This window comes from Pedobacter frigidisoli, assembly GCF_032678525.1.
GTDB lineage: Bacteria > Bacteroidota > Bacteroidia > Sphingobacteriales > Sphingobacteriaceae > Pedobacter > Pedobacter frigidisoli_A.
The window spans coordinates 165,119-187,153 of the sequence record NZ_JAVTSE010000008.1 but is presented as its reverse complement, the minus strand read 5'-3'; the positions used below and the strand labels follow the sequence as shown (position 1 = coordinate 187,153).

17 protein-coding genes are annotated in these 22,035 nt (G+C 41.9%); 3 read left to right on the top strand and 14 right to left on the bottom strand.

The genetic code is table 11. From position 1 onward, the window contains the following. The coding region (locus R2Q80_RS19595; RefSeq protein WP_316801227.1) for a hypothetical protein at positions 1-182 on the bottom strand (182 nt) is incomplete at its 3' end. A gap of 601 nt (positions 183-783) precedes the next feature. Between R2Q80_RS19595 and R2Q80_RS19590 the strand changes: the two genes are divergently transcribed. Continuing rightward, positions 784-1,482 carry a ComF family protein gene (locus R2Q80_RS19590; RefSeq protein ID WP_316801226.1) on the top strand — a complete coding sequence of 233 codons (699 nt, stop codon included), beginning with the start codon at positions 784-786 and terminating at the stop codon, positions 1,480-1,482. Positions 1,483-1,528: 46 nt separating this feature from the next. Beyond that, complete coding sequence (locus R2Q80_RS19585) at positions 1,529-2,905, top strand: hypothetical protein (protein WP_316801225.1); 1,377 nt, start codon at positions 1,529-1,531, stop codon at positions 2,903-2,905. A 120-nt stretch (positions 2,906-3,025) separates the two neighbouring features. Here the strand turns inward: R2Q80_RS19585 and glyA are convergent, their stop codons facing one another. From glyA to R2Q80_RS19550, 7 genes are all read right to left on the bottom strand, one after another. Then, positions 3,026-4,297, bottom strand: a complete 1,272-nt coding sequence (gene glyA, locus R2Q80_RS19580) for a serine hydroxymethyltransferase (protein WP_047800790.1) — start codon at positions 4,295-4,297, stop codon at positions 3,026-3,028. A gap of 80 nt (positions 4,298-4,377) precedes the next feature. Further along, complete coding sequence (locus tag R2Q80_RS19575) at positions 4,378-5,118, bottom strand: segregation and condensation protein A (protein ID WP_316801224.1); 741 nt, start codon at positions 5,116-5,118, stop codon at positions 4,378-4,380. 157 nt (positions 5,119-5,275) lie between these two features. Next, positions 5,276-7,543: a TonB-dependent receptor gene (locus R2Q80_RS19570; protein WP_316801223.1), complete on the bottom strand. Its 2,268-nt coding sequence runs from the start codon at positions 7,541-7,543 to the stop codon at positions 5,276-5,278. A gap of 61 nt (positions 7,544-7,604) precedes the next feature. Beyond that, positions 7,605-8,069, bottom strand: a complete 465-nt coding sequence (locus tag R2Q80_RS19565; RefSeq protein ID WP_316801222.1) for a hypothetical protein — start codon at positions 8,067-8,069, stop codon at positions 7,605-7,607. Positions 8,070-8,145: 76 nt separating this feature from the next. After that, positions 8,146-9,471 carry a HupE/UreJ family protein gene (locus R2Q80_RS19560; protein WP_316801221.1) on the bottom strand — a complete coding sequence of 442 codons (1,326 nt, stop codon included), beginning with the start codon at positions 9,469-9,471 and terminating at the stop codon, positions 8,146-8,148. A gap of 107 nt (positions 9,472-9,578) precedes the next feature. Further along, positions 9,579-10,946 carry a DUF3500 domain-containing protein gene (locus R2Q80_RS19555; protein ID WP_316801220.1) on the bottom strand — a complete coding sequence of 456 codons (1,368 nt, stop codon included), beginning with the start codon at positions 10,944-10,946 and terminating at the stop codon, positions 9,579-9,581. 90 nt (positions 10,947-11,036) lie between these two features. After that, positions 11,037-12,113 (bottom strand): DUF3500 domain-containing protein, encoded by a 1,077-nt coding sequence (locus R2Q80_RS19550; RefSeq protein WP_316801219.1) that lies wholly within the window; start codon positions 12,111-12,113, stop codon positions 11,037-11,039. A gap of 257 nt (positions 12,114-12,370) precedes the next feature. Between R2Q80_RS19550 and dxs the strand changes: the two genes are divergently transcribed. Beyond that, positions 12,371-14,299, top strand: a complete 1,929-nt coding sequence (gene dxs / locus R2Q80_RS19545) for a 1-deoxy-D-xylulose-5-phosphate synthase (protein WP_316801218.1) — start codon at positions 12,371-12,373, stop codon at positions 14,297-14,299. Positions 14,300-14,338: 39 nt separating this feature from the next. Here the strand turns inward: dxs and R2Q80_RS19540 are convergent, their stop codons facing one another. The 6 genes from R2Q80_RS19540 to R2Q80_RS19515 all read right to left on the bottom strand — a co-directional run bounded on the left by R2Q80_RS19540 (position 14,339) and on the right by R2Q80_RS19515 (position 22,033). Further along, the gene (locus R2Q80_RS19540) at positions 14,339-15,328 is read right to left on the bottom strand and encodes a UDP-glucuronic acid decarboxylase family protein (protein ID WP_316801217.1); all 990 of its coding nucleotides are present in this window, start codon (positions 15,326-15,328) and stop codon (positions 14,339-14,341) included. A 1-nt stretch (position 15,329) separates the two neighbouring features. Then, positions 15,330-16,640, bottom strand: a complete 1,311-nt coding sequence (locus tag R2Q80_RS19535; RefSeq protein ID WP_047800794.1) for a UDP-glucose dehydrogenase family protein — start codon at positions 16,638-16,640, stop codon at positions 15,330-15,332. A gap of 44 nt (positions 16,641-16,684) precedes the next feature. Next, positions 16,685-18,313: a gliding motility protein RemB gene (locus R2Q80_RS19530; RefSeq protein WP_316801216.1), complete on the bottom strand. Its 1,629-nt coding sequence runs from the start codon at positions 18,311-18,313 to the stop codon at positions 16,685-16,687. Positions 18,314-18,446: 133 nt separating this feature from the next. Next, complete coding sequence (locus R2Q80_RS19525; RefSeq protein WP_316801215.1) at positions 18,447-19,838, bottom strand: undecaprenyl-phosphate glucose phosphotransferase; 1,392 nt, start codon at positions 19,836-19,838, stop codon at positions 18,447-18,449. Positions 19,839-20,135: 297 nt separating this feature from the next. Beyond that, positions 20,136-21,110, bottom strand: a complete 975-nt coding sequence (locus R2Q80_RS19520) for an NAD(P)-dependent oxidoreductase (RefSeq protein ID WP_316801214.1) — start codon at positions 21,108-21,110, stop codon at positions 20,136-20,138. Next, positions 21,107-22,033: a glycosyltransferase gene (locus R2Q80_RS19515; RefSeq protein WP_316801213.1), complete on the bottom strand. Its 927-nt coding sequence runs from the start codon at positions 22,031-22,033 to the stop codon at positions 21,107-21,109. Before R2Q80_RS19515 ends, R2Q80_RS19520 begins: the two co-directional genes overlap by 4 nt. Between the last annotated feature and the right edge of the window lie 2 nt (positions 22,034-22,035).

The following is a 22,035-nucleotide window of genomic DNA, read 5'->3' as shown; positions in this document are numbered from 1 at the left end:
AACCTCTCGGCAGCCTCTTTATATATCTTCTGGTATCGGTTTCGCCTGGTCTTTATCGTCCAGCCTGTGTTTTCTCCAGTTTCAATCTTTTTAATCTGCTTTCCGCGACATCCGCCGCTCAGCTTTTCAGCCCTTCCTTTCGGTTGGGAGTGCAAAGGTAGAAAACTTTTTTTAACTTCCAAATAAAATAATTTTTTATTTTTCTGTTAACGTTTTCTTCTCTTTTCAATCTGGCCTTTCAGCCATCCCATCTTCCTCCGAAGCGGAGTGCAAAGGTAGGAAAAATAACCACCACCCAAAATATATTTTAGCTTTAAACTCCTTCTTTCTTCTAAACCACTGTTTTTCAAGTAGAAAAATTTAACCGCCAGTAAAACATTTATCGCTTTGGGTTGTTTGCAGGCCCCGGCAGGAAAAGAGCACTATATATAAGCTTCACTTTCCTGTGTCCTTTTGTGTCTTTGTGGGATAATCATTTAAGCGCTCTATTCCCTGATTCACCTACATCGGACCCATGACACAAAAGGTAAACCCAAATAAATAGCTTAAAACCCCAAAATCAAACTCACAAAACCCCGTTTCCAGCATTCCGCTAGGATAAAAGCACCCAAAATCGGCCTTGAAAGCAGTAACACGGCACCTTTATAGGCTCCTGATCCCAGCCTGTTGCTTCCTGGTTCCTACCTTGTTCCTTTGTGGTACCTATCTGTTAAGTGCTACGGTACTGCGAAATACGAACCAAACACCTATTGTACCTTCAGTTTAAAAACTTAAATTAGTTACATGTTAACAATAAAGCGCTGGGGCACAGACTTATTAAATCTATTGTTTCCGAATCTGTGTAATGCATGCGGAATCCCCCTTTATCATAATGAAAATGTAATTTGCACTAAATGCCGGTACCATCTACCCTATACCGACTATCATCTATACGATGAAAACCGGGTCGCAAAGCAGTTCTGGGGGCGGATTCCCCTAAATGCCGCCATGGCCATGCTTTATTTCAGAAAAGGATCAAAAACCCAAAACCTGATTCATAACCTGAAATATAACGCCAAAACAGAAGTAGGCACAATGATGGGAACTTTTATCGGCGACCGGCTTAAGGCAAATCAACTGTATGCAGATATCGACCTGATCGTACCCGTACCGCTTCATGCAAAAAAACTCCGGAGCAGGGGTTATAACCAAAGTACATTCATCGCTCAGGGAATTTCAGCCGCATTAAATGTTAGCGTTTGTGAAAATGCACTGATCAGGAACGTAGCTACTGAAAGTCAGACTAAAAAAAGCAGGTATAACCGTTACGAAAATATGCTCTCGGTTTTTACCACTAAAGATTCCAGCCTGTTTTTGAACAAACACATTTTATTGGTGGATGATGTGATTACCACAGGAGCAACTTTAGAAGCCTGTGCCAGCCTGATGTTAAGCCATGGTGCTGCAAAGGTAAGTGTTGCAGCAATCGCTTTTGCAGAATAAGCATCTACCTATTGCAATACATAGAACAAATACATAAGTTTGGAATATGCGTCTGCTCATTTGCACCTGGATCATCACTATTCTTTTTCTTTCTTCCTGCAGGAAAGATGAACGCATTACAAACGATCCCAACGCAATGCTGACCTTTGCGAACGACAGCCTGTTATTCGACACCCTGTTTACAACAATCGGCTCAACAACTAAAAGAATCAAAATCGCAAATCCCAACAGAAGCGCACTAAACATTGGACAAATCAAACTCTCCGGCGGGACATCATCTTCCTATCACCTGAACATTAATGGTGAATCAACTAATCTGAAACAAAACCTGATCATCAACGGTGGTGACTCCATCAACATCTTTGTGAAAGTAACCATCGACCCCAAATCAACGGCCTTGCCCTTTCTCGTACAGGATTCGATCATCATTAATTATAACGGGAATAAAAAGGCATTGCAACTGCTGGCTTACGGACAAAATGCTGTTTTTATGAATGGCGGAACGTTAAGCGGCAATGTAAACTGGACAAACACCCTCCCATACGTGATCAGTGGAAGTCCGACAATTACAAAAGGAAGCCAGCTAAATGTTTCAGCCGGTGCTAAAATTTACTTTCATAAAGACGCCACGCTGAATGTGGAAGGGGTATTAAATGTAAACGGGTCCATTGCCGCGCCTGTAATGTTTTGCAGCGACCGGCTTGAAAGTATATATAGCGAACAGGCTGGCCAGTGGCAGGGCATTCATTTAAAACCATCAGGCAATGCGCTGATTAAAAATGCGGTGATTAAAAATGCATCGGTTGGCATCACCTCCGATTCTTTGTCGCAAAACGCCAATGCCAAGCTTATTTTAGCTAACACAATCATCAAAAACATGCAGGTAGCAGCTTACATCGGTTATCACTCCGAACTTAATGCATTCAATTGCCTGATGTATAACTGTGGAAATTATATTCTTTACGCCGTTGGCGGAGGCAATTATAACCTTAAACAGAACAGCTTTGCAGGATACAATCCCGATTTTCCGAGGAAAAATGCCGCGTTGACCTTTTCTGACTATCTATCGGCCAACGCCTATAACAATCTTCAGATTAGCTTGACCAATAATATCATTTGGGGATCCCTCAGCAATGAGATAGAGATTCAGAAAAAGAGTGACGCCGTTATTCAATCGGTCATCATGAACAATTTAATCCGCACCACCAATGCTGCGCTCAGTACAAACAATAATATCATCAATACCGATCCGCAATTTGTAAGTCCTGTTTCAGGCAACTTCAATATATCAATTACCAGTGTCGCCATCAGAAAAGGGGTAGACCTGTCTGGTGATTATTATTTCAGCACTTATTTGAATAAAGACATCAATGGGGCTGACAGGATTTTCCCTTCATCTTTAGGCTGTTATCAGAAATATTAATTTTTTTTTCACTTTATGAAAACAAAATCTCTTTAGTTTTCGTTTATATAATTGAGAGCGTTAATTTAGATGGTAAGGGTCGATATTTCTTCAAAGAGTATCGGCCCTTTACTTTTTATGCTATTTATATAATGGAAATGCACTTACCAGTTTAACCACCTCAGCTTTTACTGCATTTAAGTTTGCCTCATCTTCCGGATTGGTCAACACCTGATCGATTAAATCAACGATTTGTTCCATTTCCGCTTCTTTCAAACCACGGGTAGTGATGGCCGCGGTACCCACACGGATACCCGAAGTTACAAATGGTGATTTATCGTCAAAAGGCACCATGTTTTTATTCACCGTGATTTCAGCTTTTTCCAAAGCGTTTTCTGCCAGTTTACCTGTGATGTTTTTATTACGTAAATCAATTAACATCAAGTGGTTATCCGTACCGCCAGAAATTATTCCGTATCCTTTAGCAACAAAAGCTTTCGCCATTGCCTGCGCATTAGCCGCTACCTGTTTAATATATGTTCCGTATTCTTCACTTAAAGCTTCACCAAAAGCAATGGCTTTTGCGGCAATAATATGCTCTAGTGGCCCGCCTTGAGTACCCGGGAAAACTGCCATATCCAATACGCTGCTCATCAAACGAACTTCACCTTTTGGCGTTTTTAATCCCCATGGGTTCTCAAAATCCTGTCCCATCATAATCATACCACCACGAGGACCACGTAAAGTTTTATGTGTAGTTGTGGTTACGATATGGCAATGTGGAAGTGGATTAGCCAATAATCCTTTGGCAATTAAACCTGCAGGGTGCGAAATATCAGCCAGTACCAAAGCACCAACCTGATCTGCTACTGAACGGATGAAAGCATAGTCCCACTCACGTGAATAAGCAGATGCACCGCAAATAATCAACTTCGGTTTTTCTGCCAAAGCCACCTCTTCCAGTTTTTTATAATCAATTAATCCGGTTTCCCTGTCCACACCATAAAAGAACGGCTGATAGGTTTTACCAGAAAAATTTACCGGAGAACCGTGGGTCAAGTGACCACCATGAGAAAGATCGAAACCTAAAATCTTATCTCCAGGTTGCAAAACCGCTAACATTACGGCTGCATTCGCCTGCGCACCTGAGTGTGGTTGAACGTTCACCCATGCAGCACCAAATAATTCTTTTGCCCTGTCGATTGCAATCTGCTCTACCACATCCACTACCTGACAGCCGCCATAATAGCGCTTTCCGGGTAAGCCTTCAGCATACTTGTTGGTGAGTACTGAACCAGCAGCTTCCATTACTTGCTTGCTTACGAAGTTTTCTGAAGCGATAAGCTCTAAACCATGCTCCTGGCGGTTTAGCTCCTGATCAATAAGGTCAAAAATTTTGGTGTCCCGTGTCATCCTGTTATATAAGGTTTGTATTATTTTCGCAAAAGTAGGCATTTTATTTTAGACTCAGCAAACCAACTTGCTACTTGATACTAGACACCCGATACTAGAAAGTTATTATATCCACTACCAATCTTGATCTCCACAATCTGCTGTTGCAGCATCTCTAAAATCGCCAGGAAGTTATAAACGAAATGCACTTTGTTCTCAGAGTTCTTCATCACCAGAGCGAAGTCGATTTGTTTGTTGATGTCGAGCAGGTTAGCAATAAAATGTTTCTGCTGTTCAATGGTGTAAGGGTATTGCACTACGGTGTGCTTCACTTCCTCACTGCGCAACTCATACTTCTGCATCGTGCGGTGGTATACGGTGAGCAACTTGTATAAATCCAGTGAAAGCAACTCATCCTGATGGGAAGAAGATTCAGCGGCGAGGGTTAAATCATGTTCAATATTTCCGCGGCGCTCCTGTTGTAAGCGCGCTTCTTCAAAAACCTTCATCTCTTCCGCTGCCGACTTAAACTGCTTATAGGCGATCAGCCGGGCAATCAGGTCTTGCTCCGGGTTAATCTCGTTACCCGCTTCATCAATCTCCATGCGGGGCAACAGCATTTTTGATTTAATGCGCATCAGGGTTGCCGCTACCAATATAAATTCACTGGCAACTTCCACATTGAGCGAAAGGAGCTGGTGAATATAAGCAAGGAAATCGTTGGTGATCTTCGCAATCTCCACATCCTGGATGTTCAGCTCATCCCGCTCAATAAAGAATAAGAGCAAGTCGAAGGGGCCTTCAAAAACAGGAAGTTTGATTTCAAAATTGGAGTTTGACATGCAAAACAAAAATAGCAATAGTGTTAAGGATTAACAATATTATATTTTGGCTAATGGTAAATCTCTACAATACTTATTAAGAAATCTGAATAAAATGGAATTACCTGAAATCAAATTAAAAATAACTGATTTCATTCCAGAGTTTTTTCATGTTAAGCTATTTGAAAAAGTAGCTCACATGTGCAACTGCCGCGAACTTTGTACCAGGGGTGAAGGCTATGCCGTTAACTGCATTTTGGTTTTGAAGTCGGGTCTCCGTTTCAAATTGAGTTTCCTTCCACCTAACGTTAAAAATATTATTAATGGTAATCCCAAATTCATATTTTGCTGTTGAGTAGTTAATTACCAGGTCATTAACAAAATAACCTTCAGCTTTCAGACTATAATCTGAATTTGCCGCCCTATCTGAAAGGTACCTGTATCTGAAGCTCCCATTAAACCCTTCATTAAAGATATAGGTCATCCCACCAGTACTGCTCCATACCGGAGCGAGGGGAATGTAGTTTGCGCCCCTGGGATCATCAATCGACCTACCATATGCATAATTAATATCCCCGTCAAAGTATAGAGACTTAAAGGGCTGGTATCTTCCTGAAAAGTCAACTCCGATTCTCCGGGTCCGCCCGCTGAAATCCACTGTACCGCCATCGCCTGAGTATACATACTCATTTTGCAGGTAGCTATACCATATTGCTGTATTCAGGAGTAGATTATTCACTGGCTTTAATACCGTGCCCAAGTCGACGCCATAGGCTGCCGGAAGTGTTTTTAATCCCTGTGCTGCAACCACTACCCTGGCATCATTGGAATGAAAACTTTTCCCACTTAACAAGTAAAGCTGGGTATTTTCACTTACTTGGTAATAGAAATTTAACTTGGGGCTTATGATATTGTTTTTCGCCCTATAAATACCAATCCCATTCAAGGTAGCATCCCCGGCATATTGATTATCATAACGGTAGTAGAACTGGTCAAACCTGAGCCCGGCATTAATTGAAAACCTTTGGCTGAATTGGACACGTTCACTAATGTAAGCTCCCATTCCTAGTTCGGTAATATCTCCAAGCTTTACTGGATTAATCAATGTAAAGTTATTGATGGTGTGTGAAAGCTCCGATCCTTTAGTTGCATCCAACCTGGCAGAAAGCCCCAGCTCGGTTGCCAACTTAATTTTACCGAGGTAGTCAGCGTGCTGATAGCTTCCAGTATAGCCAAAAAGATTCCTTGATTCGCGCTGCCTAATCTCGTCACCATTTACCGGGTCTTCTAGGAAAAATGTAAAATTGGTATGTAAATCGAACTTATACCGGGAATAAAAAAGCTGATTTTTGAAAATATCACCATTAGCCTCTGTTGTTAATAACTGGGCGTTAAAATTTGTGCGTGAAGTTATCCCTCCTTCATTGGGATCTATCGCCCCATAAAACCCGATTGTTCCATCATCCACTGCGCTTTCAGGAATTTGACCTGAAGCTTCCCAGCTGCTGTAAAGGGTAGAGGCAGATAGTGAAAGTGCATTATGATTGCCAAGACTTGCATGATATTTGGTAAAGAAATTAAAACGCTTGAATTTTTGGGAGTTGTCAAAATAGCTATCACTATATCGATATTCAGATGCGGCATACCATGATTGCCCTTTAACCTTTGCTCGTTCACCCAGCAGATTTAGCATTCCAAGAACCCTGAAAGTATTGAACTGACCTGCCTCCAACTTAAAAGTGTTGGCGCTAATCGAATTGGCAGTGTTGAATCCTACGTAACCCGTTACCGCAAGATCTCCTTTTTCAGCATTATACATCCCCTTTTGATAGTTTGTGCTTTCGATAGTTTCAGGAATAATAAAATGGCTGTCTGCATAGCCCTGACCGTGGGCTTGAGAGACCATATTGATTGGTAAACCGTCCACGCTCATATTCAGATTTGTACCATGGTCATTATCAAAGCCGCGAAGAAATATTTGTTCAGCTTTCCCACCTCCCTGGTGTTGCCCGATAAAAAGCCCGGGCACAATCCGTAGCACCTCCTGTGAATTGGATACCCCGCGAAGGCTGATATCCGTTTCGCTGATGGCTTTATAGGGGTTATCGTTATTACCACTAATCTTAACTTCTTCCAGATGGGTTTGGGCCGGAGATAGTACGATCGGCATATCATTTGATAATTTCTCTAGGCTAACAGAACATTTTTTGTAGCCAATGGCACTAAACGATAGACTGCGTACGTTCAAGCCAATATTTTTAAAAGAATAAACGCCGTTTTCTTTGGTTGCGGTATAAATATTTCCAGGATTTAGCATCACAGTTACGCCGGCAATTGGTTGGCGTGAAAGACTATCGATAACCTTGCCGGAGATTACTTTTTGCTGGGCACGAAGGCTGGAATAGGCACAAGAAGCCATCAATATCAAAAATATTTTGATTTTCATTTTAAGAATGAGAAGTACAACAAATTGGCAAGCCTGATAGGCTTCGCCTTAAAATAGTTTGTTATCGTCTATATTCCGGCGGGGGGTCATTTTTGGCAAAGGTTCCGCTGTAAAGCTTGCTATGGGATTGGGCTGCTAGCACACTAATCATTATTGCAACGATTGAACTGATTTCGCTAGTACAGCCGGGAAGATATTTTAAGTCATCGAGACCCTGCTTTAACGAACCAGAGGACTTTTCCTTAGATTGTTGCTTTTCGAGCTTGGACAGGACTTTATTAAGGTGATCTCTACCCAAACTTTTGTGCTGGGTTTGAAGATGGTGCTTTTCAAAGAAAATGTGCGCGAATCCATCAGATACAATAGGGATACTTGTATTGAATACGGCAAAAAAATAACTTAACAGTACCAAGATTGCAATATCATTAACAAGGGTTTTCCTCAAAGCGTGGTCACGCGAGCAAGGTTTAACTGCCGGAACATTGAGGTCTTTAATAAATAGAAACCAATAGACTTTTTTTATCACCCGTATCTGATTAATGGACTAAATTAATACTTTAAAAATTATAAAGATACCTTTTCGACAATCGCCGGAAAACGGTCTATGACTGCTTGATTGCCCTTCTATTTCTTATCACAAAAAAACTTATTGTTGATAGCAAGGCAAGAAGTAAAATTAACCACTGGGCGTAATCTGCACCCCTGGCAATCCAGACCGTAACCATGTTTGGCTTTTCAGAAATGCGTTCCGCAATCCAGGCTACTGCTGCGATGGCGGCGATTGCTGCGCCAAAAACCCTGACAAGCCTATAAAAATTATTATAAGCCAGCACGATCAGCCACGGAAGTGTTATGGCAATTACGAATAGCTGCATGAGCTCAATACCGATATTGAATCCAAGAATGCTTAAAATTAAGCGGGTCGTCTCCAGGTGCAAATTAACCAGTGTACTTGCAAAAGCCATTCCATGCACAAGACCGAATCCTCCAGCAATGAACAGTTCCTTACCAGGGAAAATTGGCTTAAGGGCATGGATTGCTGAAATGAGAATACTAATACCGATTAAAACTTCTATGGGTTTTTCTGGAAAATGTATCCATCCTAAAGTTCCGATGAGTAGTGTAACTGAATGTCCCACGGTAAATGCGGAGACAATTTTCAGAATCTTCATTAAGCTCGATTTCACACCCGCAAATCCTTTCCAGATACCTGCTGAAACCATTAATGGAGCTGGGAGTAGTAGTACAAGCAAGAAAAGCAAGTGATCATTCCCTTCATAAATGTGATCAATGCCAAGGTTTACCATGTTTGCAAACCCCGTCCATGTTGAGCCTTGCGAGAGGTTGACTTCCAACGGTGGAATTACGTTGTTGACCACATCCAAGCGGATAACCCCTATCTCAGCTGGATGTCCCGAACTAAGGCCGCGCTCCCAGTCATTTCTAATAGACACAAGGGCAAAGTGGGACACAACCTGGTGGATTATCACATCATATCCAAAGGTAAATTCGCGAGTGGATTCATTCAAAGCAGGTGTCATGACAAGCTGGACTGTAAGTTCTTTGTAAGGCCCGCTCTCACTTTTCTGAATGGGTTCGACTTTCAGGTTAATAATCTCAATATGCCAGGGTGCTCCGTCTTTACTTCGTACAAGCACATGCGAAAGAATATAAGTGCGCAGATCTTTCCCTAAACGCTCCACAAGTTTTTCTGAATTCTCATTTACCTTATGACCAAAGGCTAGTTCCAGCTCGCTCAGTGGAAGTTGAAGCTCTGCATTAACTGAAGAGGAATGGATATCCAGCAAAACAATTGAATTTGGCATAGGATGCGCCGAGGACATTAGCGAACCAAGTAGAAAAATAAAGGTCATCAGGACAAAAACCTGAATAGGTCTGAAAGATAGAAAATTAGGAAGGCACATCATGATTAGTTTGTTAATTTCCAGGATAAGAAGATGTTATATAACAATACCCGGCCTTACCGGAGAGGAAAGCCGGGTATCGATTTATCTGAAGTAATTGTCTGTTTTACTTAAAAACTAAAGCTACCCCCGTAATCCCTAGTATGATCACGGTAAACACTATGGTAATGGATCTCGTTTTTATAGACAACACCACTTTGACAAACGAATTCAATCCACACACTCGGTCCATCGATGCGGATATAATCTGCATTATTTGCAAGGGTTGTATTGCCCGAATAGGAGATATATGTATTGTCCAGTTCGGTGGTATACGTACTGAGCAGGCTTGTAGCCGAGGCATCATCTACATTCTGCACCCAAAGCTTTATCGCATTAAGAATTAAGGTTTTCTGCGCAGTTGTTAAGGTGCTTGCCTTGATTCCAAGTTTTGATGCAGGAAATTTACCATCACTTCCAGGGCCAAGAAGTACATCACTAAATGTAGCACTTAATTTTGCTGTAGCAAGTTCTGTAGTACTCATCGAGGATAGTATAGCCAGCATTGCTGATTGGTTTGCAGCTAATGGGGCATAGGTTGTTCCAGATGATGTCCAGGTTTTAGGTTCAACCCCAATAAAGAATGGTGAAGCGCCTGCAACCACGCCCGCTTTAAAGGTTAAATTTACCGCCAAATGATGGCCGCCAAACTGCAATTGCCAGGTCCCGGTAGTACTTGGGGTTCCAAGAAAAGATATAAAATAGGTTCCTGAGGAATAGCCACTTTGCTGAGTACCTAGTACATCATCTGCCGCTAGAATCTGCATCACCTGACTGTATCCGGTTCCGCTTTGTGTACCCATAGCCTTAGCGACAACAAGCTTTGCATACGCTAACTGGGCAGCACTAAGCGTGCTAAACTGGATTCCTACACGGCAGGATGATCCGCAGGGTAGGTTCGACCATTTGATGGCGTTGGTTTGACTATAAGCTAAAACAGTGGAGGCTTGTTGCGATGTACTTAGCGAACCAAGGAATGTGTTTGCTGCGCAAACCAGTTGCTCAATCTGCGTACCGGTGCAGGTTGAGGTTGTCGCTGCACTTACGGTTAAAGCAAAGCTACAAGTCTGTCCACCAAATGTAACCGGAAACGTTGCTGTTCCTGTAGTTGTTGGGGTTCCGGTAATCGTATAAGATAAGTTACCTGCTCCACTTGCCAGAGTACCTGCAACCAGTGTTGCAGTGAGACCGGTTACCCCGGTCGAAGAAATAGCTGTTCCGGCAGTATATGCCACAGCGTTTCCACCTGTATACCCAACCGTCGCGGTGCCGGAATAAGCCACATTAACGGTTGCTAACGCTGAGAAGCTCGCCGCGGAACAGTTTAGTGCAGTTACTGATGCCGATGACGTTGTTGTTCCACCCGATGAGGTGGATGTCGATTTTTTGCATGCCCCCAGGGCAACAAGCAAAAATAAAAGGTAAATTTTTGATTTCATTTTTTCCGGGGTTTTATATCTTTTTTTGGCCAATAGAAACCGACCACCGATAAGGAAAGGTGGTGGCCGGTAATCTAACCACTATCAAAATTAAAAACTGAAGCTGCCTCCGTAATCCCTTGTATGGTCTCGGTAGATGCTATGGTAATGGATTTCGTTTTGATAGACAACCCCACTCTGACAAACAAATTCGATCCAAACGCTCGGCCCATCTATTCTTACATAATCTGCATTGTTTGCCAGTGTGGCGTTACCCGAAAACGAGATATAAGTGTTATCGAGCTCTGTTGTATAGGTTGCAAGCAGGCTCGCCGCGGTTGCATCATCCACGTTTTGAATCCATGGCTTTATTGCAGAAAGTACAAGTGCCTTTTGATCGGTGCTCAACGTACTCACCTTCAGACCAAGTTTGGTACTTGGAAACTTTCCATCAGAACCGGGGCCTAAAACCACATCACTGAAAGTACTGCTTAATTTTGCTGAAACCAACTGAGTAGAGCTGAGCGATGCAAGCATTGCCGCCATGGTTGCCTGATTATTCTTTAAAGGTGCATAGGTCGTTGAACCAGCCGTCCAGGTCTTCGGCTCAACACCAATAAAAAATGGGGACGCGCCAACAACTGCGCCAGCTTTGAAAGTGAGGTTTACTGCAAGGTGGTGACCACCGAACTGCAGTTGCCAGGTGCCTGTTGCACTTGGCGTACCTAGGAATGATATAAAATAGGTGCCGGAAGAATAACCTGACTGCTTCGTTCCAAGCACATCATCAGCAGCTAAAATTTGCATCGCCTGATCATAGCCTGTGCCGGTTATGGTTCCCATCGCGGCTTTAACTACCGCTTTCGCATAGGATAGTTGAGCAGTGGTGAGCGTACTAAGCTGAATACCCACACGACACTGAGAACCGCACGGCAGGTTTGACCATTTAATGGCATTTGTAGAATTATAGGTCAAAACCGTTGTATTTTGCTGTGAGGTACTCAAGGAATTAATAAAACTGCTCGAGGCACAAACAATCTTTTCAACAACTGTTCCTGAACAGTTGAGGGTCGCAGCTTCGGTTCCGGTCGTCGACCCTGCCACAGTACTGGTATCTGTTGAATCGCTATCTTTCTTGCAGGATGCAAGTGCTATCAGAATTAAAAATAAAAATAGGCTGTTTCTCATAACATTGGTTTTAAATTTTTGATATGATAAAGGTGCTAATTCAATTTACTTAACCGAATATTGTATCGATGAACAGGCTGCATGTAACGTTGTAGTTACCAAAAATAATAATGTTGATCAAGAAATGGAAGCAAAGGGTCATCGGAACTAAGCGTCAAATTCAGCATCCTGAACTTTGCATACACACCGTACGATTTTTCTTCTGATTTCCCTCAAAAATACCTTACTTTGTATCTTGTTTTTTACTATAATACTGAATGCAAGTTAAAGCTGGCCCCCTATTATCTACCATTAACTATCCCGCTGATTTAAAGCAGTATAGTGAAGAAGACTTAGTGCAAATTAGCCAAGAGTTACGTCAATACATTATTGATATCGTGAGTGTGAATGGCGGCCATTTCGGTGCCAGCTTAGGTGTTGTGGAGCTAACGGTAGCCTTACACTATGCATTAAACACGCCTTACGATAAAGTAGTGTGGGATGTTGGTCACCAGGCCTATGGACATAAAATCCTGACCGGCCGACGCGATTTGTTCCATACCAACCGCGTTTACAAAGGCATCAGTGGTTTCCCTAAAATTTCTGAAAGTGAATACGATACCTTTGGTGTAGGTCACTCCTCCACTTCCATCTCGGCTGCGCTGGGTATGGCTGTAGCTTCTCAGCTTAAAGGGGAAACCGACAGGCAACATGTAGCCATCATTGGCGATGGTGCCATGACCGCCGGACTTGCATTTGAGGGACTCAATCACGCCGGGATCGAAAACAGCAATGTGCTGGTAATCTTAAACGATAACTGCATGTCTATCGACCCTAATGTAGGCGCCTTAAAAGAATATTTAACCAGCATTACCATCTCTAAATCGTATAACCGGTTCAGGGATGATATCTCCACCGTACTAGCAGGCCTTTCTAAACTGGGCCCCAATGCACATAAGTACGTGAAGAAAATAGAAAAAAGCATCAAAGGGACTTTGCTTAAACAAAGTAACCTCTTCGAAGCGCTAAACTTCCGTTATTTCGGTCCGGTTGACGGGCACGATGTGAAACGCCTCGCGCAAACGATCAAAGATTTATCTGCGATACCTGGACCTAAACTATTACACTGCGTAACCGTAAAAGGAAAAGGATTCGCTCTTGCTGAAAAAGACCAGACCAAATGGCACGCGCCAGGTTTGTTCGATAAAATTACCGGCGAAATCAAGAAAAGCATTCCCGATAAGCCTCAGCCTCCTAAATACCAGGATGTGTTTGGCCACACGATGGTCGAGCTTGCCGAAGCCAACGCTAAAATTGTAGGGATTACCCCTGCCATGCCTTCAGGTTCTTCTTTAAATATTATGATGAAGGCCATGCCTAAACGGGCATTTGATGTGGGTATTGCCGAGCAGCATGCTGTCACTTTTTCTGCTGGTTTAGCCACGCAGGGACTGGTACCTTTCTGTAATATTTACTCCAGCTTTATGCAACGTGCCTATGATCAGGTGATCCATGATGTAGCCATTCAAAAGCTGAACGTGGTGTTCTGTTTAGACCGTGCAGGTTTAGCAGGCGCTGATGGTGCAACCCACCATGGTGCATACGACATTTCTTACATGCGCTGCATCCCGAACCTGATTGTATCTTCACCAATGAACGAGGAAGAGCTGCGTAACCTGATGTACACTGCCCAGCAGGACAACATCGGCCCATTCGTGATCCGCTACCCTCGTGGTAATGGTGTGATGCCCGACTGGAAACGTCCTTTCAAAGCGCTGGAAATCGGTAAAGGCCGCAAAATCTCAGATGGTGAGGAAGTCGCTATTCTGACCCTTGGTCACGTAGGGAACTTTGCCGTAGAAGCTACCGCTGAATTAAACAGCGAAGGTTTATATCCGGCACATTACGATATGCGTTTCGTAAAACCTCTAGATGAGCAAATGCTTCATGAGGTTTTCTCTAAATTTAAACAGGTAATTACTGTAGAAGATGGTTCATTGCCAGGTGGTATGGGCTCAGCAGTAATTGAGTTTATGGCCGATCACCAGTATAGCGCCAATGTGGTGCGTTTAGGTATACCCGATCAGTTCATTGAACATGGTGAGCAACCAGAGCTATGGGCAGAGTGCGGTTATGATAAAGATGCGATTGTGAGTGCGGTTAAGAAAGTAGGGACAAAAAGGGTAACGAATACGTTGGTGGGGTAAAAACAGAACCTCCTTCCCGGTTGCCCGGGAAGGAGGCAATTATTTATTAAAAATGGTAAAATCTTTGTGCTCTATTTTCTCCAGGGCTTCAGGAGGTAAAGACCGGAAATAATCATAGGTAATTTTTAATCCTTCAGCACGCCCTACCTTGGGCTCCCAGCCCAGAATGGCTTTTGCTTTGGTAATGTCTGGTCTGCGTTGTTTCGGGTCGTCTTGCGGAAGTTCCTTGTACACAATCTTCTGATTCGTGCCAGTTAGTTTGATGATTTCCTGGCAGAACTGCTGGATGGTAATCTCATCCGGGTTACCGATGTTTACCGGTTGTGCATAATCGCTCATCAGGAGGCGGAAAATCCCTTCAATCAAATCATCTACATAACAGAAGGATCTCGTCTGACTGCCATCGCCGAATACCGTTAAATCTTCACCTCTTAAAGCCTGACCGATAAAAGCAGGCAATACGCGACCGTCATTCAGTCGCATGCGTGGTCCGTAGGTATTGAAGATTCTCACGATGCGGGTTTCTACCCCATGAAAGGTATGATAGGCCATCGTAATGGCTTCCTGGAAACGTTTCGCTTCATCATATACCCCACGCGGACCCACCGGATTCACATTGCCCCAGTATTCCTCTGGCTGAGGGTTTACATTCGGGTCGCCATAAATTTCTGAAGTGGAGGCAATCAGCATCCTCGCTTTCTTCGCTCTCGCTAAGCCAAGCAAATTGTGGGTGCCTAACGATCCTACCTTTAAGGTCTGGATCGGAATCTTCAGGTAATCAATCGGACTTGCCGGTGAAGCAAAATGAAGGATATAATCTAAGCTTCCGGGAATGTGTACAAACCTGGAAACATCATGATTATAAAACTCAAAGTTCTCCAGTTTGAACAAATGCTCAATATTGGCCAGATCACCTGTAATCAGGTTATCCATACCAATCACATGGTAGTCTTCCGCAATAAAGCGGTCGCATAGATGCGAGCCTAAAAATCCCGCAGCTCCTGTTATTAATATTCTTTTGCGCGCCATGTTAATCAATCAGTTTACGGCCAATGCTATTATAATAATAACCCAGGTCAATCATCTTCTGTAAATCGTATAAATTACGGCCATCGAAAATCACCTTATTCTTTAAAATCTGATCGATCTTTTCGAAATCCGGATTACGGAATACCGACCATTCGGTAGCGATCAAAAGTGCGTCTGCACCTTCCAAAGCATCATACTGGCTTTGCGAATAGTTCACTTTATCACCAATTACCGCCTGAACATTCTCCATGGCTTCCGGATCAAATACCGTAACTGTAGCACCATTTTTTACCAAGGCATCAATGATGTATAAGGCAGGAGCCTCTCGGATATCGTCGGTTTCCGGTTTAAATGCCAGTCCCCATAATGCAAAATGTTTGCCCTGTACGTTCCCTTTATAATATTTTAAAACCTTATCTACCAATATGGTCTTTTGTCTCTCGTTCACTTCCATCACCGATTTCAGGATTTGGAAATCGTATTCATAATCATCAGATGATTTTACTAGTGCCTGCACATCTTTAGGAAAACAAGAGCCTCCGTAACCTACCCCCGGGAAAAGGAACCTTTTGCCAATTCGCTCATCAGAACCGATGCCTTTTCTCACGGCATCTACATCTGCCCCTACCAGCTCACATAAATTAGCCACCTCATTCATAAAGGTAATTTTTGTGGCCAGGAAGGAGTTGGCTGCATATTTGGTCAGCTCGGAAGAACGTTCATCCATAAACAAGATTGGGTTTCCCTGGCGCACATAAGGACCGTAAAGTTCAGTCATCAGCTTTTTGGCTTTTTCACTTCTGGTACCTAAAACTACACGATCAGGTTTCATGAAGTCATCCACCGCTACCCCTTCACGTAAAAACTCCGGATTCGATACCACATCCACTTCAATGTTGCTGTGGGCTTCAAATACCGCTTTTACTTTATCTGCAGTCCCCACCGGAACTGTCGATTTGTTTACGATAATTTTATATTCTGTAATCAGTTTTGAAATGTCTTTGGCAGCACCCAATATAAAAGACAAATCTGCTGCACCATCCCCACCCGGAGGCGTTGGCAATGCCATGAAAATAATCTGTGCAGCCGCTACCGCATCAGCCAGGTTGGTAGTAAAAGTAAGCCTGCCCTGCGCAATGTTGCGGTGAAAAAGTAAATCCAAACCAGGTTCATAAATGGGCACTTCCCCATCCTGCATCTTTTTCACCTTACTTTCGTTAATGTCTACACAAATCACGTCGTTACCAGTCTCTGCAAGGCAGGTTCCTGTAACCAAACCTACATATCCTGTACCTATTACGGCTATTTTCATATTAAATTTAAATGATTGATAAAATGTTGAATTAGTAAAAGTGACTAAAAGTCGGTATACAAGTTTCTGAATGAACTGCGTAAACCGAAAGTGATGATGCCGGTATTCTGTTTACTCAAGCTATTGCTTTCCCTTCTTACAATACCACCTAGTTCTAAACGCAGGTTGTATTTAGGGTTCACTACGTAAGCCACTTTTCCTTCCAAATAAACCAGATCTGTTCTGATGCCCTGGGTGGTGTAATTTCCATTTTGCTGAACGGCATCCGTGTAGGGTGTAAAGATGTTCTTACCATAGTTTGCGCCTGATTCATCTAAACCATATTTAGCATACATCAATTCGCCGCTGAAATCAAAACGTTTGTAGGAATAATTTAACAGGCCTACTACTTCCCTGAAGTTTGCACCGAGCGGGTGTGCTAAAGGCTCATCATAATTCGCATAATTTCCAATACGGGTTCTGGATGAATAGGTATACGGCTTAGCAGTGTTATACTCCAATAAATAATTCAAACCTGAAATCTTGAAAACATCAGCACCTCTCACACCCAGCTGCCAGCCGTATTTATTTCGTGAACTGCCTTCAGAAGAGAAGAACTCTTTTGCCTGAAACTCATCCAGTGAAAACTGGCCGTAAGCCACCAGTTCTTTAGAAACTTTATATTTTCCCGTAAAACCAATCAGGGCATTATCCGGTGAGCCACTAGATGCTTCAACAGGACGTAAAAAAATAATCGGATTAGCATAGCCCCAATCGAAACCTCTCCTGTTTCCTTCGTCGTCGAATTGCGCCCAGATAATCGAATCAAAGAAACCGATGCTTAGGCGGTTATTTACATTCCAGTCTAAATAATGGAATACGCCACCTTTCTTCCGGAAACCTGCATCATAAGATAACTTCTCTGATCCGGGGTCTTCCATCATTGTCCACATGGCCATGTATTGTACATTGCCCAAATTACCGGTTAATTTCAAAAATGGTGCAGGTGAAGAAAAATCAGACAACAACATCGAACGATATCCATCGCCGATGAACGTTTTATCGTAACCAGCGGTTACATTTAGATATTTTATCGGCGTATAAGAAAGTGTTGCGGTTACATATGACCAGTCTGCTGTTAATGGATTAATGGATGGATTATAACCCTGGCCATATTTACCACCTATTCTGTTATAAGATTGACCAGGTACGATGCCCGTTTGATTTACATATCCCCGATAGTAATCCGCAAAGCGACCCTGATTTTCATACCCACTAGTGTAGAATGAAAACTTCTTCCCTACCGTACCGCCAATCTGGTATCCCCTGGTGTTTAAGTATGTATTCTTCTTACCGGATGCATCCCTGCCGATTTGAAAATCAGGAAGGAAATCTGCATAGACCGAAAAGTCTTCTTTTTCTACCTGTATCAGGTGTTCCTGCCAAAGCTTACGTCCACCCCATGATTTACGGCTCGAATCTCCGTTATAGCTTAATAACATACTGGCTTTATCTCTGATCAAACTATCATCAATAAAAAAAGGCTTTAAGGAACTATGAAAACGCATTTCCGGATTATAGATTTCTGCGCCTAACTTCTGATAAAACTGATAAGAATAAGGCTGATACTGAGATTGTGCATTTAATCTGCTGATCGAGAAAGCCAAAAGAACGAGTAGTAAGAATTTTTTCATGGATATTATTTATGTACCGGTTACAAAAGAACGGAAATTATACGGGAAACAGAAAATTAGGATAAAGAGACAGTAATCGAGTGTAAAAAAAAATCCCGCACATGCGGGATTTAATTTTATATAATATTAACGACTAAAAAGCATTCTCCTCACCTTTTACCATATTGATCACGGTCATAAAGATGATCTTCACATCAAGCATGGCCGACCAGTTCTCCAGGTACCAGATGTCATGCTCCACGCGTTTTACCATTTTATAATCTTCTTTAGTTTCACCTCGGTAGCCATTCACCTGCGCCCAGCCTGTTATGCCTGGCTTTAAAAAGTGACGAACCATAAATTGGTCTACAATTCCTTTATACTGTTCTGTATGGCTTAGCATATGCGGACGTGGCCCAACCACACTCATGTGCCCCATAAATACATTGAAAAATTGCGGTAATTCATCCAGACTAGATTTCCTTAAAAACTTGCCGATTGGTGTAATGCGATCATCGTTCTTACTGGCTTGTCTTTTATCGCTATCTGCATTCATGCGCATACTTCTAAATTTGAAACACCAGAAAGGTTCATCATCACGGCCACTTCGCAATTGCTTAAATAAAACCGGTCCTTTGCTCTGTAGTTTAATTAATAGCGCAATGATTGGGTATAACCAGCTCAACACAAACAGTATTACCATTCCACTAAAAACTACATCGATTACCCGTTTCTTAAATCGGTTATGAATTTTTTCTAAAGGCTCTGATCGTAATGATATTACTGGAAACTCATTACCCAAATAACTCACGGTATATGGCGACAAAAGCGCACCGCTGATATCCGGGATGAATTTTAAACGGACACATTGCCGCTCCGCTTCCTCTGTTAGTAACAGCATATCTCCCATACGTTCTGGTGCAATGGTTACGTAAATATCTTTAATGCCCTTATCTACAGCTTGCTTAAATTGCTTACCTACGGCCTCGGATAGTTGTCCATCCCGATCCCGATACTGCTCGGGTACATCATTAATGAAACCATGAAACTCAATATATCTCTGTTTTTCAAAATATCCTGCCAACTGTACACCAGTAGCATTATTACCGAGAATTGCCACAGACTTAACACCCCTCAAATGATTAAACAATAAAAACTGGAAGGAAGTCCCAATGAAACGATTCACAAGGAACAAAATACCAAGCATCCCATAAAAGATCACCAGGAATGACCTTGAAAATTCGTTTTGTTTTGAGAAGAACAAATAAACAGCAAATAGGACTGCATGTAGTACTACGCTTTTCCAGGTTCCTCGATATATGCGCTCTATCCTTCTGGATCCATATTCTGTATACAACCCAAAACTTGTTGTGCTCACAATCCAGATCAAATTGCAAACGACCACGTAGTGCCATTGTAATTCAGAGCTAAGGGTTTTCCCCAGATAGCCCGTAAATTGGAAGGCTAAAAAATATACCAGGTTCACCATTAATAGGTCAGTAACTGGTAGTATGTATTTTAATATGAATAGGTAACGTGTTTGCATAGGCCGTGAGTGCGCTTTATAACAGATATTTTAAATTATTGTTTGCACTAAGTTTATTATGAACAAAATTAATGCCCAAATCATCTCTACAAAGTTAAATAATGATTACCAATATAAAAATTGTTAATAATGTATGAATGTAAGGCTTTTCGAGCGATGATTCAAACTTAGTCACTGAACATTAATGAACAGTAGAACACAGTACTCAATCAGTAGATAGCAAAAAAAGGCTAACTTAAAAGTCAGCCTTTTCAAAATTGTTTTATGAATAGCGATTACAACTTAAACACGTAGGACTTAATAAAGCCCCTTTTGACCACAGTCGTTATACCAATCAGACAATGCATCTTTTAAAGTAAATTGTAATTTATAATGAGATTTACTTAATTTTTCACCCGATATATTCGTAGATATCATTAGTTTTTTTACGCGGTCGGGATGAATACCACTAATTTTTTTACCCAATGACCTTGCACCGAAATATGCTCCTCCAGCAGCAGATTTTAAGGCCCACCCAGGCACTAAAATTTTAGGCGCTTTAACATCCGTAGCTTCAGCCATAGTTTCACATATCTCCTCAATAGTGGGAGCAGGGAAATAGGTTAGATTGAATGTAACGTGCCCAGGATTCTCTTGTTGTGCGGCTTCATATAAAATACGGGCAACGTCCTTTACGTAGACACTTGCTTTTATCGTATCCTTCCTTCCAGGGTAAAAGAAAAAACCTTTCTTTAATGAGTTATATAACCTCGTGAAATTCCCACCCTCCTGCATGCCAAACACAACACCAGGACGAACAATGATCAGTTTTCGATTTTGAGGATCTTCTCCCTGCCACAGCTTATGGATGTATTCTGCCGTAAGTTTGGAAATGCCATACGGCGTGTTAGGCATTGGCAATGTATCTTCAGTTTTATAATCTTCGGATGCACCATATGGTGCAATTGAACTGGTGAAAACAATAGTTTGAATATTATTCTTTCTTGCGAAATCACATACATTTTGTGCTCCAAAAATATTGGCCTCGAAATACTCATGATCAGGGTGGCCAGGGGTCGTATGCACGGCAGCTAAATTGTAGATAATGCTGTCTTTTACTTCGTCAATAACAACATTAATAGGCTGCCGGATATCTACTATTTCAAATCCATCACTAACCTTCTTTTTCAAGTCAAAACTATAAACTTTATCCTTCAAAGCTAAAGTTTCATTTATATATCTTTTCAGATGAGTTCCAATAAAACCAGAACCGCCAAATATTATATGATTCATCTATTTTTTTCAATTTTGTCCCAATATTTTTTATGCATTGAATATGCTCTTCTTTGTTTCGGAGACAGCTTATCATGCATCATCCCAAGCTTGTAGCCTAAGAATTTCGCCCCAATAGACAAAATCATCTTTGGCAATACTAAGGGATTATTCTTTACCACGTAATTTAATTCCGACTTAAGATATTTCAGACCTTCCCCCCCGGCTGATCCAAACTCATCGAGTAGCCATCGATTTGTAGAATGAAACACACCAATATCAAAGTATCTATTAAATTCCTCCTTTACTGTGTAATCATGTGAGTGATATACTTCGGCTTCCGCCACGTAAGCAATTTTCCAACCTTTAATTAATAACTGGCCTCCGACAATTACATCCTCCGCGAAAATAGTATGACTTGGAAACCCACCAACAGAATCGAGTGCTCTTTTTCGGTAGGCAGCGTAAGAATTGGAGCAGGAAGCAGTTTTAATCCCCAATTGTTCCTTATCACTTAACTGCTTAACCTTAGATTGTGTCGTATAGTTAAACAGCCGAGCATGCGTTTCTATTGTCTTAGCTCCTATGTGTGGAAGTTGCCTACCATATGCTATTCCTATTGACTCATCTTCGAAAGCATTTAGTAGGTTTTTTAAAGACTGATCCCCACTAAGAATACAATCTTGTGTAAGATAAACTAATAAATCACAATCTTTTGCCGCTTCGGCAAGAAGCTGCCGTGCATAACCATGATCGAAATCGGATTTATTGATTGTTAACAATTCATATCCATGTGCTAAGGCAATTTTAGTTGTGTCATCACTGGATCCCGAATCAATAATTATCTTTTTGTCAACTACTAAATCTTGCTTTTCTATAGAATCCAGCAACATTTCCCAGCTGTTACCAGCATTTAATGTAGGTATTAATATCGCAACTTTCACTT